Origin of the sequence: Sphingomonas gellani, from assembly GCF_900110035.1 — a bacterium.
Classification (GTDB): domain Bacteria; phylum Pseudomonadota; class Alphaproteobacteria; order Sphingomonadales; family Sphingomonadaceae; genus Sphingomonas; species Sphingomonas gellani.
The window spans coordinates 161,529-181,492 of sequence record NZ_FOCF01000004.1 but is presented as its reverse complement, the minus strand read 5'-3'; the positions used below and the strand labels follow the sequence as shown (position 1 = coordinate 181,492).

The 19,964-nt window shown below is 67.7% G+C and carries 11 protein-coding genes; 5 read left to right on the top strand and 6 right to left on the bottom strand.

Annotated elements, in window-relative coordinates; genetic code table 11:
• Nucleotides 1-99: 99 nt before the first annotated feature.
• The 3 genes from BMX37_RS09515 to BMX37_RS09505 form a co-directional block, all read right to left on the bottom strand.
• Nucleotides 100-2,268: a TonB-dependent siderophore receptor gene (locus BMX37_RS09515; RefSeq protein WP_244501507.1), complete on the bottom strand. Its 2,169-nt coding sequence runs from the start codon at nt 2,266-2,268 to the stop codon at nt 100-102.
• A gap of 221 nt (nt 2,269-2,489) precedes the next feature.
• On the bottom strand, nt 2,490-3,497 hold the full coding sequence (locus BMX37_RS09510; protein WP_244501506.1) for a cupin-like domain-containing protein: 1,008 nt from the start codon (nt 3,495-3,497) through the stop codon (nt 2,490-2,492).
• Entirely contained in the window at nt 3,494-4,180 is a 687-nt protein-coding gene (locus BMX37_RS09505) for a SapC family protein (RefSeq protein WP_093665500.1), read from the bottom strand. Before BMX37_RS09505 ends, BMX37_RS09510 begins: the two co-directional genes overlap by 4 nt.
• Nucleotides 4,181-4,416: 236 nt before the next feature.
• Between BMX37_RS09505 and BMX37_RS09500 the strand changes: the two genes are divergently transcribed.
• The 5 genes from BMX37_RS09500 (at nt 4,417) to BMX37_RS09480 (ending at nt 15,649) form a co-directional block, all read left to right on the top strand.
• Nucleotides 4,417-7,461, top strand: coding sequence for a TonB-dependent receptor (locus BMX37_RS09500; protein ID WP_093665499.1), 3,045 nt, complete (start codon nt 4,417-4,419; stop codon nt 7,459-7,461).
• Between the two features lie 68 nt (nt 7,462-7,529).
• Nucleotides 7,530-9,071, top strand: coding sequence for a tryptophan halogenase family protein (locus BMX37_RS09495; RefSeq protein ID WP_093665498.1), 1,542 nt, complete (start codon nt 7,530-7,532; stop codon nt 9,069-9,071).
• 20 nt (nt 9,072-9,091) lie between these two features.
• Entirely contained in the window at nt 9,092-11,038 is a 1,947-nt protein-coding gene (locus tag BMX37_RS09490) for a sialate O-acetylesterase (RefSeq protein WP_093665497.1), read from the top strand.
• A gap of 46 nt (nt 11,039-11,084) precedes the next feature.
• Complete coding sequence (locus BMX37_RS09485; protein WP_093665496.1) at nt 11,085-13,757, top strand: glycoside hydrolase family 3 C-terminal domain-containing protein; 2,673 nt, start codon at nt 11,085-11,087, stop codon at nt 13,755-13,757.
• 14 nt (nt 13,758-13,771) lie between these two features.
• Nucleotides 13,772-15,649: an NPCBM/NEW2 domain-containing protein gene (locus tag BMX37_RS09480; RefSeq protein WP_093665495.1), complete on the top strand. Its 1,878-nt coding sequence runs from the start codon at nt 13,772-13,774 to the stop codon at nt 15,647-15,649.
• Between the two features lie 14 nt (nt 15,650-15,663).
• Here the strand turns inward: BMX37_RS09480 and BMX37_RS09475 are convergent, their stop codons facing one another.
• From BMX37_RS09475 to BMX37_RS09465, 3 genes are all read right to left on the bottom strand, one after another.
• The gene (locus tag BMX37_RS09475) at nt 15,664-17,235 is read right to left on the bottom strand and encodes a glycoside hydrolase family 43 protein (RefSeq protein WP_244501505.1); all 1,572 of its coding nucleotides are present in this window, start codon (nt 17,233-17,235) and stop codon (nt 15,664-15,666) included.
• Nucleotides 17,232-18,266, bottom strand: a complete 1,035-nt coding sequence (locus BMX37_RS09470) for an alpha/beta hydrolase (RefSeq protein WP_244501527.1) — start codon at nt 18,264-18,266, stop codon at nt 17,232-17,234. Before BMX37_RS09470 ends, BMX37_RS09475 begins: the two co-directional genes overlap by 4 nt.
• Before the next feature lie 137 nt (nt 18,267-18,403).
• A complete protein-coding gene (locus tag BMX37_RS09465; RefSeq protein WP_244501526.1) occupies nt 18,404-19,927 on the bottom strand; it encodes an alpha-N-arabinofuranosidase in 1,524 nt (507 codons plus the stop codon).
• Nucleotides 19,928-19,964 lie beyond the last annotated feature (37 nt).

The following is a 19,964-nucleotide window of genomic DNA, read 5'->3' as shown; positions in this document are numbered from 1 at the left end:
GGCGTGGAAGGCAGCGTCGCTCTGTCGGGCGGCGTAGCGGCGGTGACCGGGGCTGGCAGGGGGCGACGGCACACGCCTCCCCCGTCCCGCCCCGTCGCGTCAGAAGCGGACGCCGATCGTGCCCTGCACCGTACGGCGATTGCCGTACCAGCACCAGCCATAATCCAGATAACAGGTGGTGATGTACTTCTTGTCGAACAGGTTGGTGGCGTTCACCGACAGCGTCACGCCCTGCATCCCCGAAAACGCCTTGCCCAGATCGTAGCGGGCCAGCGCGTCGAACAGCGTGTAGCTGGGCGTATGGTCGGGCGCGTTGGCGGAGGCATCGAAATAGGTGCCGGCATAGACACGGTCGACGTGACGCACCGCGCCGCCGATCGCGAAGCCGGACAGCGCACCAGACTGCGGCGCCCATTCCAGGTTCGCGGAGGTGCCGCCGCGACCAACGCCCAGAATGCCCTTGCCGATGTTGGCCGGGTTCTCGTCGGCAATCGTACGGACCTTTTGCCGGCTGAACGCCAGCCGGGCGTTGAAACCATAGGGCAGCGGCGCGACCGCCTCCACCTCGACGCCCTGCGAGCGCACCTTGCCGGTCTGGATGGCGAAGGGCGTGTTGGGGATCGGGGTCAGCAGGTTCGTCTGTTCGATGCGGAACCAGGCGCCGGTCAGCAGGATCGATGTGTTCGGCACCTGATACTTGATGCCGGCCTCGATCTGCTTGCCCTGCGACGGCTTGGGCACATCGGTGGTGCCGTTCGGATCGCTGACCGTCCCGGTCTGCGGCTCGAACGAGGTGGAATAGCTGACATAGGGCGCAATCCCGATCGACGTGGTGTACAGCGCGCCGGCGCGATAGGTGAACTTGCGCGAATGCTGCAGGTCTTGGCCGGCCGACCCGGTCTGCGCCCAGTCCTGACGCCCGCCGAGCAGGACGCGCAAGCCGCCGACGGAGATCTGGTCCTGCGCATACAGGCCCTGCTGACGTGCGCGAAGGCGGCTGGTGCCCGCAAACGGGTCAGGCACCGTTGCCGGCGTCTGGGGAACGGGCATGGTGCCATATACCGGCGCATAGCCGTTGAGCGGCGTGCCCGATCCGAAGGCATAGTCGCTATAGCCGTGCCCGACCTGACGATCGACCCCGAAGAGCAGCGTATGTTCCACGGGACCGGTGCTTACATGGCCGCGCAGCTGGGTGTCATAGGTCCACGCGTTGGAGTTTTCGCGGGTCGCATAGGATGACCGGCCGAACGTCTGCTGCGTCGGATCGGACGCGAGCAGGGTGCCGTTGGCGTACACCAGGCCCAGTTGCGACGTGCCATGTTCGTACCGGCCGGCGGACCGCAGCGCCCAGCCCCCGCCGAAATCATGGTTGAAGATGTAGCTGACCGCCGCCTGTTCGCGCTGGAACCGGTTGCCGGCCTCGCCCGCGTCGAACTTGGTCGACAGGCGGCCGTTGGGGTTGGTCAGGAAGGTACCGGACGCGGGGAACACGCCGTACGCGCCGTTGTCCGGATCGTGCGAATAGCGACCGATCAGGGTGAAGCTGGTCGCCGTGCCCGCGCCGGCCGTGACCGCTCCGCCGACCGTCTGGCGCACGCGCTTGCTGAAACGCTGTTGCGTGTCCGCGCCATTGGCGCTGCCGTACAGCCGCCACAGCACGTCGCCGCCCGCGCGGCCGCCGATATCGGCGTCGATGCGGTACAGGTCATAGGTGCCGTACGTCCCGGCGATCGCACCGTACATGTCGCGGTCCAGCGGCATCTTGCTGGACAGCGCGACCAGACCGCCCGGTCCGGACTGACCATACAGCACGGATGCCGGGCCCTTCAGCACCTCCACCCGGTCGAGCAGCGACACGTCGACCTGGGGCGCGAGATAGCTGGCGCCGCCGATCAGGCGCAGGCCGTCGAGGAACTGCGGCGCGTCGAAACCGCGCAGCTTGAACTGGTCATAGACCTCCGCGCTCGATCCACGCTGTTCCGTGGTGACGCCGGCGACGAAGCGCAGCACCTGGTTCAGGTTCTGGAGGCCCAGGCCGGCGATGTCGTCGGAGGTGACGACGCTGATCGACTGCGGCGTCTGCGCGACCGGAAGCTCGGTCTTCGTGCCCGATGTCGCCACGCCGCGATCGGACTGGCTGCCGACGACGATGACGTCGCGATTGTCCGCGTCACGATCCTGATCGCCGGGCGCGGTCTGGGCGGCCACCGGAGCGGCCAGGATCAGGCTGGCCATCAGGACTGAGCGGTGCAGGCAATCACGCGACACGTTGGGTTCCCCTTTTCGTTGCGGCGCCCCTAAGCGTGCTGCGAGTGATTATCAATAGCCTTTTGTTGATCCAGGTTTCGGCTTTTGCTCGGCCCCCGCGTTTCCCAAGGAACAAGGCGACCGCCGGATTGCGCTCGTCACCTGTCTTTCATCCGATAGCGATAACCCTTCGCCGCTCTGGCGGATCTTGCGCGCCACCAACCATCGCGTGACGCAGACGTCTACGCGCCGCGCAGCATCCGCATCACCATCGTCCGGATGCGGCCATAGGCAGCCTTGGACCCCGCCTCCAGCACCCCGTGTTTCTCCGGCGGCAGAAAGGCGAGCGGGTGCCCGTCGGGGCGGAAGACATAATGGTCGAACCAGGCCCGCCATGCTGCCCGCTCACCCGCCGGCCGATCGGCTATCGCGATCAGCGCCAGCATCATCGCGGCATAGGGTTGGTCGGGGCCGGCCGCGAATCCGTCCCACCAGTAATTGACCAGGATGTTGAAATCCCCGGTCGCCTCCACCTGATGCCACCATAATTTGGGCAGGTAGAGCGCGTCGCCCGCCTCCAGGTCGACCACCACCGCTCGCCCCCTCGCCTGCTCGAAGCGAGGGAAGCGCGGGTCGCCCGGCTCGCTACCCATCGCCAGGCTGATCGGCTGCCCCGCCAGCGTGTGGTCGATCGGCCCGACATACAGGTCGCGGATCGCGTCCGGCGGAAACAGGGTGAAGCGCCGCCGCCCAGCCGCGACGCACGCGACATTGTCCATGGTATCGTAATGACAGGCCACGATGGAGGGATGCCCGATCCAGATCCGCGGCCGCACATGCGGGGGCACGAAGGCGAGCCGAGTCGCCTGCTCGATGCCGGGCAGATACGTCTCCGAAGTCAGCGAACCCATATACATGCTGGGCCGATCCGGTTGCCCTGCGCTTTCCACGATGCGGGTCAGCGCGTCGCGGAACGGCATGGGCGTGCGGGTGAAGTTGAACCCCTCCAGCGCCTCGTCATAATGGTACCGGGCGCGCATCGCCGGATCGCCGACGAACACCTCCGCGTCACGACCCGCATCGTACCGGCGAAGCTGATCCACCACCCCGGCTACGTCACCGTCGGCAAGCAACGGCCAGTCGTGCGCGACGCCGCGCAGCACGACCGGCTCGCAGCGTTCCATGACCAGCGTGCGGAAGCTGTCCGGGTCCCTCAGCGCCTCCGCCGGCAGCTCCGCCGAGTCGATCACGCGCGCGGGTCCAGCAACCTGCTGTTGCGGATCCGACCCAGCGTCCGCAGGTGGCGGACGGACGCTGTTTGGGCGTAGGCCAGTTGCAGATCACCCTGCCGGAACATCGCCAATACCTCCTCGTCGGGGAGGGCATGCAGCGCGTCCAGGCTGATGGTGTACAGCCCCTCCAGCCGCAGCCGCTCGCCATCGTCGAAATCGAGCGACACATCGATCGGCTCCAATAAGCGGCGCGACAAAAGGCGCTGGATGATCGCGTCCGTCTCTGGGATGCCCTTTTCCAGGGTGTGGAGCGCCTGCTGCACCCGCTTCAGCGGCAACGCGGCGGAGCCGTCCGGCTCGAACAATGCCTGTCCGTCCGGGCCGGAAAAGACCGCATGCTCGCGATCGATCACGATGTTGCCATCCGCGACGAAGAACCCCTGCCGTTCCAGATCGGCCGGGCGGTAATCGGGCAGCGTGCCGTGCTCCGTCAGCAGGTTACGCCCCGGCTCCACCCCCATCACCACGCCCGCGTAGAACGCGCCCGTCTCGGGATGCTTGGTGAAGAGGATCGCGTAATAGGGCTGCGCCTTCAGGAACTCGTCGGCGACGATCTGCGCGAAGTGCCGGCCGCCATCGACGGCGCGGGAGACGCGCAGGCCCGCATGTGCCTCCTGATTCAGTATTTCCCAAGCAGGCATCGGACCTCCCCTCCCTCATACATACGGCGATCTTCACGGGTCCGAAGACCCGCCGCCGCTCGCATTCGAATTACGACCAGTGAGACAGCACTTGCAATGGCGAAAGGGCGACGTATTGTGAGCGCTACCGTCTCAGCGGATCGGACCCGAATCCGACTCACGCCTGCGACCAGAACATGTTTCGCCTGTCGTCCCCAAAAGAAGGGGCGGTTCGGCATTTTGAGAGGGGATGGTTGATGAACACGGCATTGCACCCTGCTGCCCGTCAGCGCCGGCGTCTTCGCGGCGCCTGCCTGCTTGCGAGCGCCACTAGCGTTGCGGCGCTGGTCTGGTCCGCGCCGGCGGCCGCGCAGCAGCAGGATCCGGGCAGCCTGCAGAACAGCACCACCAGCCAGCCGGCCGCGCCGCAGCCGGCGGTGCCGGCCACGGCCAACACCACCTCCGCCAGCGAAGCCGGCCAGCCGCAGGATACCGCCACCGCACCCGACGCGTCGCAGGGCAATTCGGTCGGCAGCGATTCGCCCGGCCAGGACATCATCGTCACCGGTCTGCGCGGCTCGCTGCAGCGCAACCTGGACATCAAGCGCACCTCGTCGGGTGTCGTGGACGTGATCTCCGCCGAGGATATCGGCAAGTTCCCCGATTCCAACGTCGCCGCATCGCTGCAGCGTCTGCCGGGCGTGTCGATCCAGCGCTCTGGCTCGCGCGGCGAGCCGACCGGCATCTCGGTCCGGGGCTTCGGCGGCGACTTCAACACGACGCTGTATGACGGCCGCCGCATCTCCACCGCCACTGGTGGTCGGCAGATCGATTTCAGCACCGTCGGCGTGGACTTCATCGGTCAGCTGAGCGTGTTCAAGACGCCGGACGTGTCGCTGGCGTCCAGCTCGATCGGCGCCACGGTGAACATCCAGTTCCCGAACCCGTTCGACCATCCCGGCTTCCGCGTCGCGGCGACCGGTTCCGGCTCGTACCAGGACCGCGCCAAGAATGTCGTGCCGACCGGCGGCCTGCTGATCAGCAGCACCTCCGCCAACGAGAAGTTCGGCGTGCTGGCCGACGTGATCTACACCCGCCGCGATACCGACACCAATCGCGTCTATGTGTCCGGTTGGCCGGGCGGCTTCTTCGCCCCGTGCCAGCTGACGCCATCGTGCACCGCCGCGCAGCTCGCGCCGGCGAACAAGACGCTGGCCGGCTGGTTCCCCCAGCAATATGGCGCCGAGCAGCAGCGCGTCGAGGACGAGCGCGTCGACGCCCGCGTGTCGTTGCAATACCACCCCACCGACGACCTGATGGTGACGCTGGACAACAACTTCTCGCGTCAGAACATCACCCAGGAAAACTACGCGTTCGGCGTCTGGTTCAACCAGAGCGACCTGCGCAACGTGAAGCTGGACGAGAACGGCACGGCGGTGAACTTCACCCAGGCCGGCTCGCCGACCGACTTCACCGCGGCGCTGAACAAGCAGATCCTGCAGACCAACCAGACCGGCCTGAACGTCAAATACGACGCCAACGAGCATCTGACGCTGGAGGCGGACGCCGCTTATGCGAAGAGCTGGCTGAACCCGGGCAACGTCATCGGCAGCCTGAACGGCGACATCGGCTATGGCGGCAATCTGGGCAACACGCTGAACTTCGCCATTTCCGGCGACAGCAAGGACGCGTTCCCGTCGATCTCCAACTACGGTCCGGCCGGCAATGCGGCGCAGTGGGCAAACCAGGCGGTCATCGGTTCGCACGTGACCGTCAACCAGACGCAGCACAATACCGATGAACTGTACCAGTTCCGCGGCAACGTCACGTGGAAGCAGGACGACCTGACGATCAAGGCCGGCGGCCAATATTACCAGGACACCTACGACTTCCGTAACCAGAGCACGTTCACCAACAACTTCTGGCAGGCCTATGCCGGCTATGGCGGTCCGTCGGGTCGTACCACCGGCATCTCGCCGCTGCCCGCCAGCCTGTATCAGGGTTCGATCAGCCTCAACGACTTCATCCCCGGCTTCAAGGGCACCCTGCCCCCGTCGGTGTTCAAGTTCAGCCCGGTCGCCTATCAGAACTATCTGAGCAGCCTGGGCAATCCGTACGCGCAGAACATTCCGGGCTTCAACTATCCCTCGCCGACCAGCGGCGACGGCCTGCTGGGCTTCCGCGGCGCCTTCGATGAGGCGGTTGATCCGGGCAGCATCCTGAACGTCCGGGAACGGACCTGGTCGCTGTACCTGAACGTCAACTTCAAGACGGAACTGGGCGGCCTGCCCTTCACGTTCAACGCGGGCGTGCGCAACGAGACGACCAACCTGCGCGCGATCGGTCAGGGCCGCCTGCCGACGTCGATCGTGACCAGCGCGGCCGATCCGACGCTGCTAAGCATCCCGACCTACACGCCGATCCAGGCGGTGACGAACAAGAGCTCATATTCCTATCTGCTGCCCAGCGTGGATGCGAAGCTGGAGCTGACGGACAATGTGATCCTGCGCTTCGACGCGTCACGTACGCTGACGCGGCCGGGCCTGAACCTGCTGACGCCGGTGTTGAACGTCGGCAACGGCCAGCGCGTCAACGCGCTGTCGGCGAGCGGCGGCAACCCCAATCTGCGTCCGTACTTGGCCGACAATTTCGACCTGGGCGCCGAATGGTATTACCAGCGCAACTCGTACCTGGCGGTGAACTTCTTCCTGAAGAACGTCAGCAACTTCGTCGTCGGCGGCGTCACGCGTCAGCCGATCAACGGAGTGATCGACCCGACCACCGGACAGCCGGCAAGCTTCGCCGTGTCGCAGCAGGTCAACGGGCCGGACGCCACGGTTCGCGGCGTCGAACTCGCCCTGCAACAGGTGTTCGGCGGCTCCGGCTTCGGCTTCCAGGCCAATGCCACCTTCGTGAACACCAACCGTCCGTACGACGACAAGGACATCTCGCAGAGCGGCTTCGCGGTCACGGGTCTCGCCAATTCGGCGAACTTCGTCGGCTTCTATGACAAGGCCGGCTTCCAGTTCCGCGCCGCGCTGAACTGGCGTGACAAGTATCTGCTCCAGTTCGGCCAGAACCAGAATACCGGTTCGTTCGGGTCGGAGCCGACGTTCGTCAACCAGAGCTTCCAGATCGACCTGACGAGCAGCTACGACATCAACAGCCACTTCAGCGTCTTCGCAGAGGCCCTGAACATCAACAACAACCAGCAGAGCACGCACGGCCGTTACAGCAACCAGTTGCTGGACGTGTTCGACTATGGCCGCCGCTACACCGTGGGTGCCCGCGTCCGCTTCTGACCCTTCTCCCCCTGAGCGGAGCATGACATAGTCATGCTCCGCCGTTTTTTCCTCGAACGTGCAGTGTCATGCAGCAGGTAAGGAACATCGTTATCGTCGGCGGCGGCACCGCCGGTTGGCTGACCGCCGGAGTCATCGCGGCGAAGCATCAGGGGCGTCGCCCGCACGGCTTCACCGTGACGCTGGTGGAGTCGCCCAACGTACCGACCATCGGCGTGGGCGAAGGCACATGGCCGACCTTGCGCACCACGCTGAAGCGCATGGGCGTGTCCGAGACAGAGTTCTTCCGCCAGTGCGACGCGGCCTTCAAACAGGGCGCGCGCTTCAACCGGTGGACCACCGGCGCGGCGGATGACGGATATTACCACCCGCTGATGCTGCCGCAGCAGTTCGGCCAGGTGAACCTCGCGCCGCATTGGCTGGCGGACGATGGCGACGAGGATTTCTGCGACACCGTCACCCCGCAGGGTCGCATCTGCGACGAAGGGCTCGGCCCCAAGACGATGGCCACGCCGGAGTTCGAGGGACAGGCCAATTACGCCTATCACCTAGACGCGGGCAAATTTTACCACTTCCTTCAGCGGCACTGCTGCGACACGCTGGGCGTCCGCCATGTCCTGGCCGATGTCACGCAGGTGCAGCTTGCCGAAAACGGCGACATCGCCGGCGTGGAGACGGCGCAGGCCGGCACGATCCACGGCGACCTGTTCATCGACTGCACTGGCTTTTCCGCCCTGCTGATCGGCGGCGCTATGCAGGTGCCGTTCAAACCGTGCAACGACGTGTTGTTCTGCGACACCGCGCTGGCGATGCAGGTGCCCTATGACACCCCCGCTGCGCCGATCGCGAGCCACACCATCTCGACGGCCCAGAGTGCGGGATGGATTTGGGACATCGGCCTGCCGACCAGGCGCGGCGTCGGCCATGTCTTTTCCAGCAGCCACATCGACGCCGACACCGCCGAGCAGCAGTTGCGCGCGCATGTCGGCGAAGCGGCGCGTGACCTGACCGTCCGGCGCATCCCGATCCGCGCCGGGCACCGGGAGCGGTTCTGGGTGCGCAACTGCGTCGCGGTCGGATTGGCCGCCGGCTTCCTGGAGCCGCTGGAGGCGTCGGCGATCGTGCTCATCGAGTTGTCGGCGAAGCTGATCGCCGAACAGATGCCCGCCTGTCGCGAGGTGATGGACACGGTGGCGGCACGCTTCAACGCCACCACCAGCTATCGCTGGGGCAGGATCATCGATTTCCTGAAGCTGCATTACGCGCTGACCAAGCGGACCGACACGGACTTCTGGCGCGACAATCTTCGCGCCGAGACGATGCCGGACCGGCTGCGCGCGCTAATGGAGTTGTGGCAGTACCAGTCGCCCTGGCTGCACGAGGAATTCGACCGCGCCGACGAGGTGTTCCCGTCCGCCAGCTACCAATATGTCCTGTACGGCATGGGTGCTCGGACGGCGGTGATGCCCGGCAGCCTGGACGAGGACATGGCCCTCGCCCGGCGCGCGCGGCGCGAGAACCAGGTGCAGACGCAGCGATTGCTGAGCAGCCTGCCCGGCCATCGCGAACTGATCGATCGGATCGTGCGACACGGCCTTCAGCCGATCTAGTGCCAAGGGAAAGCGGACATATGCGGATCGTCATCACGGGGCTGGGCCTGGGCGCCCTTGCGGCCATCGCAGCCATCCCCGCCCTTGCGGCGCCGCGGCTGGACGGCGTGGTAAGCGACCATGCGGTGATCCAGCGCGGCCAGCCCGTTACGCTGGCGGGAGAGGCGGCGGCGGGTGAGACGGTGATGATCACACTGGCGGGCCGCAGCGTATCCGCAAAGGCGGACCGCGACGGCCGCTTCACCGCCAGCCTGCCGGCACTGCCAGCCGGCGGCCCGTACGACCTGACGATCGCGGCGCCGAGCGGCGCGGCCGTGCTGCACGACATCCTGGTCGGCGACGTGTTCCTGTGTTCGGGCCAGAGCAACATGGAATTGCAGGTCTCGCAAGCGCAGGACCTGATCCCCGACGCACATCCCGTGCCCGACGACAAGCTGCGCCTGCTGACCGTCGCAAAGGTTTCCGCGGCATCGCCGGTCGCGCGCTTCGCGGAACAGCCCCGCTGGGCCGTTGCCGGTCCGGACACCGTGCCCAGCTTCTCCGCCGCATGTTTCTACATGGTCCAGGCGCTGCGCCGCACGGCCGGGGTGCCGATCGGCGCGATTCATTCCAGCTGGGGCGGTTCGCGGATCAGCGCCTGGATGAGCAACCCGGCGCTGCGCCAGTCGGGCATGGGCGATGCCGCCGACCTGTTGGCGTTGTACGCACGCGATCCCGCCGCCGCGAACCGCAAGGCCTCGACGATCTGGGAAGGGTGGTGGCGCGCCGGATCGGGCGACGCCGTCGGACGCGAGCCGTGGCAGCCGGACGCAGCGCTGGACTGGCGCCCGGTGCCCGCGATGACGAACTTCGAAACGTGGGGCGTGCCGGAGCTGGCCGATTACAACGGCATGATCTGGTACCAGCGCGAGGTGCAGCTGACCGCCGAACAGGCCAAGGGCGCGGCGACGCTGGTGCTGGGAACCGTCGACGACGCCGACCGCACGTGGGTCAACGGCGTCGGCATCGGCGGCAGCAGCCTGGCATCGCAGCCGCGGGTCTATGCGCTGCCGGCGGGCACGTTGAAGGCGGGGCGCAACGTCATCACGGTCAACGACGACGACGTGTACGCCTATGGCGGCATGACCGGGCCGGCGGACACCATGCGGCTGTCGTTCGCCGACGGGTCCAGCGTGCCGATCGGCACCGGCTGGCGCTACGCGATCGCCAAGCGCCTGGCGGGCGCCGCTCCGCGCGTGTCGTGGGACGACATCAACGGCGCGGGAACGCTGTACAATGCGATGATCGCACCGCTCGGCCAGACGCGGCTGGCGGGCATCGCCTGGTATCAGGGCGAATCCGACACCGCCATTCCTGGCTATGACAAGCGCCTGACCGCACTGATCGCGGATTGGCGACGCAGGTTCGGGACGCCGGGCACCGGCTTCGGGGTCGTCCAGCTCGCCAACTACGGCAGCCCGCAGATCGCGCCTGGCGAAAGCGGCTGGGGCGACGTGCGCGATGCGCAGCGGCGGGTGGCTGCTGCCGATCCGCATGCCGGAATCGCGGTCGCGCTCGACACGGGCGATCCGCTGGACATCCATCCGGGTGAAAAGCACGAGGTGGGCCAGCGCCTGGCCCGCGTGATGCGCGCGGCGGTATATGGCGAACAGATCGCCCCGTCCGGCCCGGCCATCGGCGACGCGCACGCCAACACGGATGGCAGCATCACCCTGCGCTTCACCGGCGTCACGGGGGCGCTGCACGCACGCGGATCGAACCAGGCGATCGGGTTCGAGCTGTGCGGCACCGGCCCCGGCACCTGCCGCTACGCCAACGCGCGCGCGGCGGGCAGCACGGTCATGTTGGCTGGCGACGGGCAGCCGGTGACGCGCGTGCGCTACGCCTGGGCCGATGCACCCGCCACCAACCTGGCCGACGAGGCCCCGTTGCCGATCGGCACGTTCGAAGTGGCCGTGACGCGATAGCATTCATCGGCGGACGGACGAGCCCGCCGCACAGGGAGGATTGACCATGGGGATGACCACAAGGGCCGCGGCGCTCGCCACGGCGGGTCTGGCGCTTGCCTTCACGCCGACGCTGGCACGCCAGCCGTCCGCGCCCGCACGGCAGCAGCTCGCGTCCGATCAGGCGGTGCGCATGGCGGAAACGCTGGTCGCGCGCATGACGTTGGACGAGAAACTGCCGCAGCTTTTGAACGTCGCGCCCGCCATCCCCCGGCTGGGCATCCCCGCCTATAACTGGTGGACGGAATCGCTGCACGGCGCGCTGGGGCCGCTGGCCACCACCAATTTCCCCGAACCGATCGGCCTGGCCGCCAGCTTCGATGCGCCGATCGTCCATGATGTCGCAGGTGCGATCAGCCAGGAGGTGCGCGGGCTGCACACGCTGGGGCGGCAGACCGGCAGGAACGGTCGCATCGGCACGGGCCTGGACACCTGGTCGCCCAACATCAACATCTTCCGCGATCCGCGCTGGGGGCGGGGACAGGAAACCTATGGCGAGGATCCGTTCCTGACCGCGACCATGGGCGTGGCGTTCGTCACGGGCGTGCAGGGCCCGGACCCCGACCGGCCACAGGTGATCGCGACGCCCAAGCATTTCGCAGTGCACAGCGGGCCGGAGGGCACGCGCCACGCGGCGAACGTCTACATCTCCGCGCACGATCTGGAGGACACGTACCTGCCCGCGTTCCGCGCGGCACTGGTCGACGGCCGGGCCGGGTCGGTGATGTGCGCCTATAACCGCATCGATGGCCAGCCGGCCTGCGCCAGCGACCTGCTGCTGAAGGAGCACCTACGCGGGGCCTGGGGGTTCAAGGGCTATGTCGTGTCCGACTGCGACGCGGTGAAGGACATCGCCGACAACCACAAATATGCCCCCGACAGCGCCGCGGCCGTCGCCGCCGCGATGCGCACCGGGGTCGACAACGAGTGCAACGGCGAGACGCTGTCCGACACCGCCGGGCTGGAGGCGCGGTACCGCGAGGCGCTGCGCCGCGACTTGATTACGGAGGCGGACGTTGACCAGAGCCTGGTCCGGCTGTTCGCCGCACGGTACCGCACGGGCGACCTGGCCGGCCTGTCCGGCGCGCCGGCCGCCCTGCCGACCAGCGTGGTGGGCGCGCCGGAGCATCGCCGCCTGGCGCTCGCCGCGGCAGAGCGGTCCATGGTGTTGTTGAAGAACAACGGCGTCCTGCCGCTGAAGCCCGGCGCAAAGGTCGCGGTGATCGGCCCGCTGGGCGACGCCACCCGCGTGCTGCGCGGCAACTACTCCTCGCCCCTGTCGGGTCAGCCGGTGTCGATACTGGAGGGGCTGCGCACCGCCATGGGTGCAAGCCAGGTCACACTTGTCCCGTTCGGGGAGTCGGTGACGGACGGCGACCGTGTGCCGACATCGGCGCTGCAGACGCCCGATGGAAAGCCGGGCCTGCTCGCCCGCTATTACAACCCCACGACGCCCCTTCCCCGCCAGTTCGCGCCGGGCACGCGCGAGAAGGTGGTGGCGACCGTCACCTATCAGAAGGAGCCGGTGGAAACCCGCATCGAACCCGATGTCGGCGATCGCAACCTGGACCTGGCCCGCGTCGCGGACGTGCACCACACCGAATGGACCGGCTTCCTGGTGCCGCCGGAAACCGGCACTTACCGTGTCGGCCTGTCGGGGTCGGGCGGTACGCTGACCCTGGACGGCACGATGATCTCCGACCGGCGCAAGACGCGCTGGAACGACCTGCCCGGCATGACCACGCTGAAGCTGAAGGGCGGACAGCGTTACGCCATTCGTGCGGAGGGCAGCGGCATCGATCTGGTGTGGAAGCGCGTGTCGGACGCGCCCGCCGCCGATCTGCGCCGCGCCGCCGCACAGGCGGACGTGCTGGTCGCGGTGGTGGGCCTGACCTCCGACCTGGAGGCGGAGGAGACCGGCGTGACGGTTCCCGGCTTCTCCGGCGGCGACAAGACCACGCTGGACCTGCCGGCCGATCAGCTCGCGATGCTGGATCAGGCACGCGCGACCGGCAAGCCGATCGTGCTGGTGTCGATGAATGGCAGCCCGATCAACCTGAGCTGGGCAAAGGACAATGCGGCGGCCGTGCTGGAGGCATGGTACCCCGGCGAAACCGGCGGCACCGCCGCGGCCAACATCCTGACCGGACGCACCAACCCGTCCGGGCGCCTGCCCCTGACCTTTTACCGCAGCGTCGCGGACCTGCCGCCGTTCGGTGACTATGCCGTGAACGGGCGGACTTATCGCTATTTCACCGGCACGCCGGTTTATCCGTTCGGATACGGGCTCAGCTACACCAGCTTCGGCTACACGACGCCCAGCGTCGCACCGCTGCGTGGCGGGGCGGAGAACGGCATCCGGGTGACGACGCGGCTGACCAATCAGGGCCAGCGTTTGGGTGAGGAGGTGGCGCAACTCTACCTGAACTTCCCGGATCGGCCCGGCGCCCCTCGCGTCGCGCTTCGCGGGTTCCAGCGCGTTTCGCTGCGGCCGGGTGAGAGCCGCACGCTGACCTTTACCCTGTCGCCGCGCGACCTCAGCTCCGTTGCACCAGACGGCGCGCGGTCTGTCGCGGCGGGCACGTACCGGGTGACGGTGGGATCCGGTCAGCCGGGCACCGGCGTTCCGGGCCAGTCGACAAGCTTCACCGCACGGCAGTCGGCGGAACTGCCCAAGTGAGGCGCGCATGGTTGATGCTGGGCGCGGCGCTGTGCTGTTCGGGCACGGCGATGGCGGCCGATCCGCTCGCCGCGACGGGCCGCTGGAGCGCGAACACCGACGGCCACGCACCCCTGCCCCCGATGGGCTGGAACTCGTGGAACGCGTTCAACAGCGACGTGGACGAGGAAAAGGTCCTCGCCTCCGCACAGGCGCTGGTGGACACGAAGCTGGCGACCCTCGGCTATCGCTACGTCAACATCGACGACGGCTGGTGGCTCAAACGCCGTCAGCCGGACGGGCGACTGATCATCCGCACCAGCCACTTTCCCTCGGCGAAGAGTGGCCGGAACCCCAGTTTCCGCCCGCTGACCGACCGGCTGCACGCGATGGGGCTGAAGGCGGGGCTGTATTCCGACATCGGCCGCAACAGTTGCGGCCAGATCTACACCCCCGACTTCAAGAACCAGCCAGAGGGCAGCGTCGCGGAGCGTGAGGTCGGGCTGTACGGCCATGTCGACCAGGACATCCGGCTGTTCTTCGCCGACTGGAACTTCGATTACCTGAAGGTCGACGGATGCGGCGTGCGCGGCCTGCCCGCCGACGCGCCGCGCGTCCGGTCCGGGCTGTACCGCGCCCTGCCGCCGCTGGTGGACATGCAGTCACTGGGCGGCACGGATGTCGCGGGCGTGCGGGCATTGTACCAGGACGTGCACGACGCGCTGCGGCGCCATGCCGGCAACCGCGACTATGTCTATTCGCTGTGCCTGTGGGGCGCGGGCGACGTGCGAAGCTGGGGCAAGGATGTCGGCAACAGTTCACGTACCAGCGACGATATCCAGCCGGTATGGGCACGCATGCTGACCAATTTCGACACGGTCACGCACCGCGCGCTCTATGCGCATCCCGGTTCGTGGAACGACCCGGACATGCTGTTCGTCGGCACCGGCGATTTCGACGAGGCGCATCTGACGGAGGCGCGATCGCACTTCGCCTTGTGGGCGATGGTCAACTCGCCCCTCATCATCGGCTATGATTTGCGCAAGCTGACGCCGGCGCTGCTGTCGGTCTTCGGCAATGCCGACATCGTCGCGCTGAACCAGGACGCGGCGGCCAACCAAGCGGTGCTGGCGTTCGATTCCGAGGAGGTGCAGATCCTGGTCAAGACGCTGGCCGACGGCAGCAAGGCGGTGGCTTTGTTCAACCGAACGGCATCCCCCACCCCGGTTGTGCTGACCGCGCAACAGCTGAAGATGCTACCGGATGCGGACGTCCGGCTGCGCGACCTGTGGACAAGCAAGGAGCAAAGCTTTCGCGGAGAAGTGGCGATGACCCTGGCGCCCCACGAGACCATGATCTTCAAGGCCAGCGGCAGCCGTCGTCTGGCAAAGGGGCTTTACCTTTCCGAACAGACCGGACGGGTCAACCCGGCGGTCGACGGCGTCGTGGTGCCGGAGGCGGATCCCACCATCTATCGCTCGGTCACGCCCTGGACGAAGACGCGCGGCACCGGCGACCACGCGCAATATGGCGGCTGGGGCGGCGCGGAGGTCGACCGGGCGCCCTATGGCAAGCTGATGCGGGTGGCGGGCACGGAGTTCGACACGGGGATCGGCGTGCTCGGCAATTCACGGCTGGAGGTGCGCAACGACCGCTTCCGGCGGTTCACGGCACGGGTCGGGATCAACGATTCCGGACAGCCCCGGTCCGGCACCACGGTGTTCCAGGTCTGGGGCGACGGACGTTTGCTCGCCACGTCGCAGCCGATGGCGTTCGGCCAGCCGGCCGCGCCGCTGGAGGCGAATGTCGATGGCGTGAAGATCGTCGAGCTGGTGGCCCGGTCGTCGGGGGCTCCCGCCGGTCCGCGCACCGCGCAACCGGCGATCTGGGCCGACGCGGCGCTGTCCGAATAACGCCCGCCCGCCGTCTAGCGCACCCGGTCGGGCGCGCCGGGCGGCAGGGCGGACAGGGTGAAGCGGTCCACGTCCAGCCAGCCCCGGCTGGACGTGGGCGCGTAGCAGAACAGCGCGAACTGCTCGCCCTGGAACGTGCCCGTCCGCCATGCGAAAGCGAGCGGGAAGTCGCCGCCGACGCCCGTCCACCGCCGCCCGTCCATGCTGTAGCTGACCCGCCCACGATCGGTGGTGAAGTCCATGTCGGTACGCAGCCACAAGGCCGTGCCCCGGGGCAAAGTCACCGTGTCGCGCAGGGTCGTACGCGGTCCCTGCTCCGTATCCTGCGTCACCTCCATCACCAGGGACGCCGTGCCACCGGAATCGCGCTGCACCGTCAGGTTGGCGCTGACTTGACCCAGCGTGCCGAAGCCGCAGCGATCGCCCGGCGCGACATGGCCGATGTCCAGCTTCACCTCCCCCCGGCTGGCCGGCCCCTGCCCCTTTTGCGTCAGCGTGTTGCGCGCGGACCAGAAGCCGGTCGCGACCGTAGGCTCCAGCCGCAGCCAGCCCGGCCGCTCCGCCAGCGACCAGCGCGTCGCGTCCGGATTGTGATTCCACTGCCATTGCAGGCCGAGCGTGGGGCGGGAAAAGGCGTCGGAGGACGCAGGTTCCTGAAACGGAAAGCCGGCGATCGGCTTGGTCGCGCGGCGCGGCACGCGGCCGGGCGCATCGGGGGTGCCCCAGACCGGCCAGTCGTCCCGCCAGAACACCGGGCTGATGTTCGTCATCCGCCCGACCGGGCCGCTGTCCTCCATGACGAAGCCGAACCAGCGGCCATCGGGCAGGTCGACCAGTGCGCCCTGATGCCCGCCGGTCCTGTCGTCGATCTGGTCGCGCGTTTCCCACGGCCCGAACAGGCTGCGCGACCGCGACACGCTCAACGCCAGCCGGGGCGGCAGGGCATTGAACAGGTAATAATAGGTGCCGCGCCGGACGATCTTCGACCCTTCCGCGCCCTTGATGTAGTGGATGCGCCGGGCGTCCGTCACATGGGCGAGCGCCGCGTCGAGCGTCAGCAGCGTGATCGTGCCGTCCGCGGTGCTCGCCGTCGCCAGATAGGCACGCCCGTCGGGTTCGATGAACAGCCCGGGATCGAACGCCTCCCGCTCCAGTTCGTGATAGCGCCACGGGCCGCGCACATCGCGGGCGTACCAGATGCGCGTCTTCTGACCCACGGGCGTGTTGGCGAGGTAGAAGGTGCCGGCGTGATAGCGCAGGCTGGATGCGAACAGGCCCTTTCGATACGCGGTCCCGCCCGACAGGTCATATTGCGGCAGGCCGTCCAGCCGATCCACCAGATGCGAGACGATCCGCCAGTTCACCAGATCGCGGCTGTGCAGGATGGTGATGCCGGGCGTGTTGGCGAAGGTGGTGCTGGCGAAATAGTAATCGCCGCCGACCCGAATGATGTCGGGGTCGGGATAGTCCGCGAACAGCACCGGATTGCGGAACGTGCCGTCGCCCTGGTCCGACCGCCATACCTGCGCACCGGCGATAGCGGCCGGCAGCAGGATGGCCGCCGCGGCGGCCAGCGCGCCCTTCACTTCGGAAAGACCAGCGCGCGCGAGAAGAAGGGGATCATGCTATCCTGTACCCGGCCCGCCACGCCGCTTGTGTGATCGCCGGGATAGACCTGGAAGCTGTTGGCGATGCCGTAGCGGTCCAGTGCGGCGTGCAGCTTCGCCGCATCGTCCTTCAACCCGTCGCGGTCGCCCACATCAATACCGATCGCGGCATAGCGGCGCAGATTGCCGACATACTGGTCCAGCATCGCGAGCGGCGCGTTGGCGGTCCAGCGCGCCAGCACGTCGGGCTGTGGCTGCCCGTCCTTCACCGGCAGGTCCAGGAACAGCGGCGGCGCCTTGGGATTGGGCGACCATGCCGCTGCCGTGGCGAGCTGCGCACGCAAGCCCCACGGCAGCGTGGCGCTGTCCGCCGGGGAGCGCAGCGCCGCCACCGCCTTCTCCGTCGTCGCGTCCGGCATGCCCAGCGCGCGCGTCGACAGGCAGCACGGGCTCATCATGTACAGCGCGCCGAAGACATCGACATGCTTCATGCCGATGCGGGCGGTGCCGTACCCGCCCATCGAATGCCCGGCGAGCCCGCGGCTGCGCCGATCCGCCAGCGTGCGGTAATGGCCATCGACATAGGCGACCAGATCGCGCGCCACGAACGTCTCGAAATCGCCGACCGTCACCGAACTGGAATAGAAGGAGCCGTCATGCGCGGTCTTGCTGTCGGGCAGGACCAGGATCATCTCGCGCGCGCCCTTGGCAAAGGCGCCCTCGATGGTCTGCGGCACATGGATCTCCCCGATCCACTGCTCGGCGCCGATCGAATATCCGTGCAGCGCGTACACCACGGGAAAGCGGCGGCGCGGGCTGCTGCGATAGCTGGGGGGCAGCACCACCAGAACCGCGCGGTCGGGACTCTCCTCCTCCAGATTGCCCTCGATCGCTGGCGAATGCACGGTGATGCGCTCGATCGTCACCGGTTTGGCACCGGCGACGGGCGCGGGTGCCGGAGTCGCGACCTGAGCGCTCGCGTCGCCCGACGCGATGGTGGCCAGCGCCATGGCCACAGCGGCAACGAAACCCTTCACCGGCATCCCCTCCCTCGTCATCTGCACAAACGGGGGGCGTCACGCGCGCGCCGCACCCCCGCTCGCTTGTCCGCCCCCTCCCGCCCGCGTCGACGGGAGGGGAGCATCGCTTATCGCAGGTCGAGCACCACGACCGATTTCGCCGGCAGCGTCACGCTCAGCGTGCCGTTCGCCACCTGCGCGGCGGTGAAGGGCTGCGGCGTCACGACATCGGGCTGGTCGAAGCTGTTGTGCGCATCCATCGCGGTGCCGGTGATGATCCGGCCCGCCGCCTGGCTGGCCTGCAGATTGCCCAGCGACACCGACAGCGGCACCGCGCGGTTGGGGTCCAGGTTGACCAGCGCGACATGGACCTGCCCCGCCGTGTCGCGCACTGCGGAGGCGCTGACGGAGGGCACCGCCACCTCGTCCTTGTGGTACCAGGGCGACGTCACCTCGATCGGCAGCGCGGTCGCGCCCTGCCACGACTTGTACAGGTCGAACACCCAATAGGTCGGCGTCTTCACCATGCGCGGCCCGTCGGTCAGCAGCATCGCCTGCAACACGTTCACCATCTGCGCGATGGCCGCCATCCGCACACGGTCCGAATGGTGCGCGAAGATGTTGAGGTTCAGGCCCGCGACCACCGCGTCGCGCAGCGAGTTCTGCTGTTCGAGGAAGCCGGGGTTCGTGCCGGGCGTCGGGTCATACCACGTGCCCCATTCGTCCACGGCCAGCATCACGCGCTTCGCCGGATCATATTTGTCCATGATCGCCGAATGCTTGGTGATGAACTCCTCCATCGCCAGCGTGTGCGACATGGTGGTCGCCCATTCCCGCTCGGGAAAGCCGAGTGCGGCGCCCTTGTCGTTCCAGTCCTTGTCGCGCGGACGGGTGTAATAGTGCAGCGCAAGCCCGTCGATGTTCTTGCCCGCGATGCGCATCAGCGCGTCGGTCCATTCATAGTTGGAGTCGCTGGGACCACTCGCGATCTTGAGCATCGGGCCATTCGCCGACTTCGCGAACTGCGCATAGCGGTTGGTCAGGTCGGCCGCGTATTCGGGCCGCATGTTGCCGCCACAGCCCCACAGCTCGTTGCCGATGCCGAGATACTGGATCTTCCACGGCGCGGCATGGCCGTTGCGCTGACGCTCCTTGGCCAGCTTGGTCGTGCCTTCGGGCGCGGTGATATATTCGACCCATTGCGCGGTCTCGGCCGGCGGGGCGCTGCCCAGATTGGCCGCCACATAGGTGCTGGCGCCCAGCCGGTCCATCAAACCGAAATATTCATGGGTGCCGAAGCTGTTGTCCTCGTTGACGCCGCCCCAGTTGGTGTTGACCTTGACCGGGCGGTCCTTCGTCGCGCCGATACCGTCACGCCAGTGATATTCGTCGGCGAAGCAACCGCCGGGCCAGCGCACCATCGGCACGTTGATCGCCTTCAGCGCGGCGAGCACGTCGCGGCGATACCCGGCATCGTTCGGGATGCGCGAGCTCTTGCCGACCCAGATGCCGCCATAGATGCCGTGGCCCAGATGCTCCGCGAACTGGCCGAACACGTCGCGGTGGATCGGCGCACCCGGCCGATCGGCGTGCAGCGTCGCGGTCGCGGCCTCGGTCGCGGGGGGGGCCGCATCCTGCGCCAGCGCCGGCATGGCGGGGATCAGGCCGGCCAGCACCAGCGGCGCCATC

Excerpts from the sequence above, each read along its gene's own strand:
- BMX37_RS09485 (WP_093665496.1), top strand. The coding sequence starts at position 11,085 with ATGGGGATGACCACAAGGGCCGCGGCGCTCGCCACGGCGGGTCTGGCG.
- BMX37_RS09480 (WP_093665495.1), top strand. The coding sequence starts at position 13,772 with ATGCTGGGCGCGGCGCTGTGCTGTTCGGGCACGGCGATGGCGGCCGAT.
- BMX37_RS09490 (WP_093665497.1), top strand. The coding sequence starts at position 9,092 with ATGCGGATCGTCATCACGGGGCTGGGCCTGGGCGCCCTTGCGGCCATC.
- BMX37_RS09465 (WP_244501526.1), bottom strand. The coding sequence starts at position 19,927 with ATGCCGGCGCTGGCGCAGGATGCGGCCCCCCCCGCGACCGAGGCCGCG.
- BMX37_RS09495 (WP_093665498.1), top strand. The coding sequence starts at position 7,530 with ATGCAGCAGGTAAGGAACATCGTTATCGTCGGCGGCGGCACCGCCGGT.
- BMX37_RS09470 (WP_244501527.1), bottom strand. The coding sequence starts at position 18,266 with ATGGCGCTGGCCACCATCGCGTCGGGCGACGCGAGCGCTCAGGTCGCG.
- BMX37_RS09505 (WP_093665500.1), bottom strand. The coding sequence starts at position 4,180 with ATGCCTGCTTGGGAAATACTGAATCAGGAGGCACATGCGGGCCTGCGC.
- BMX37_RS09500 (WP_093665499.1), top strand. The coding sequence starts at position 4,417 with ATGAACACGGCATTGCACCCTGCTGCCCGTCAGCGCCGGCGTCTTCGC.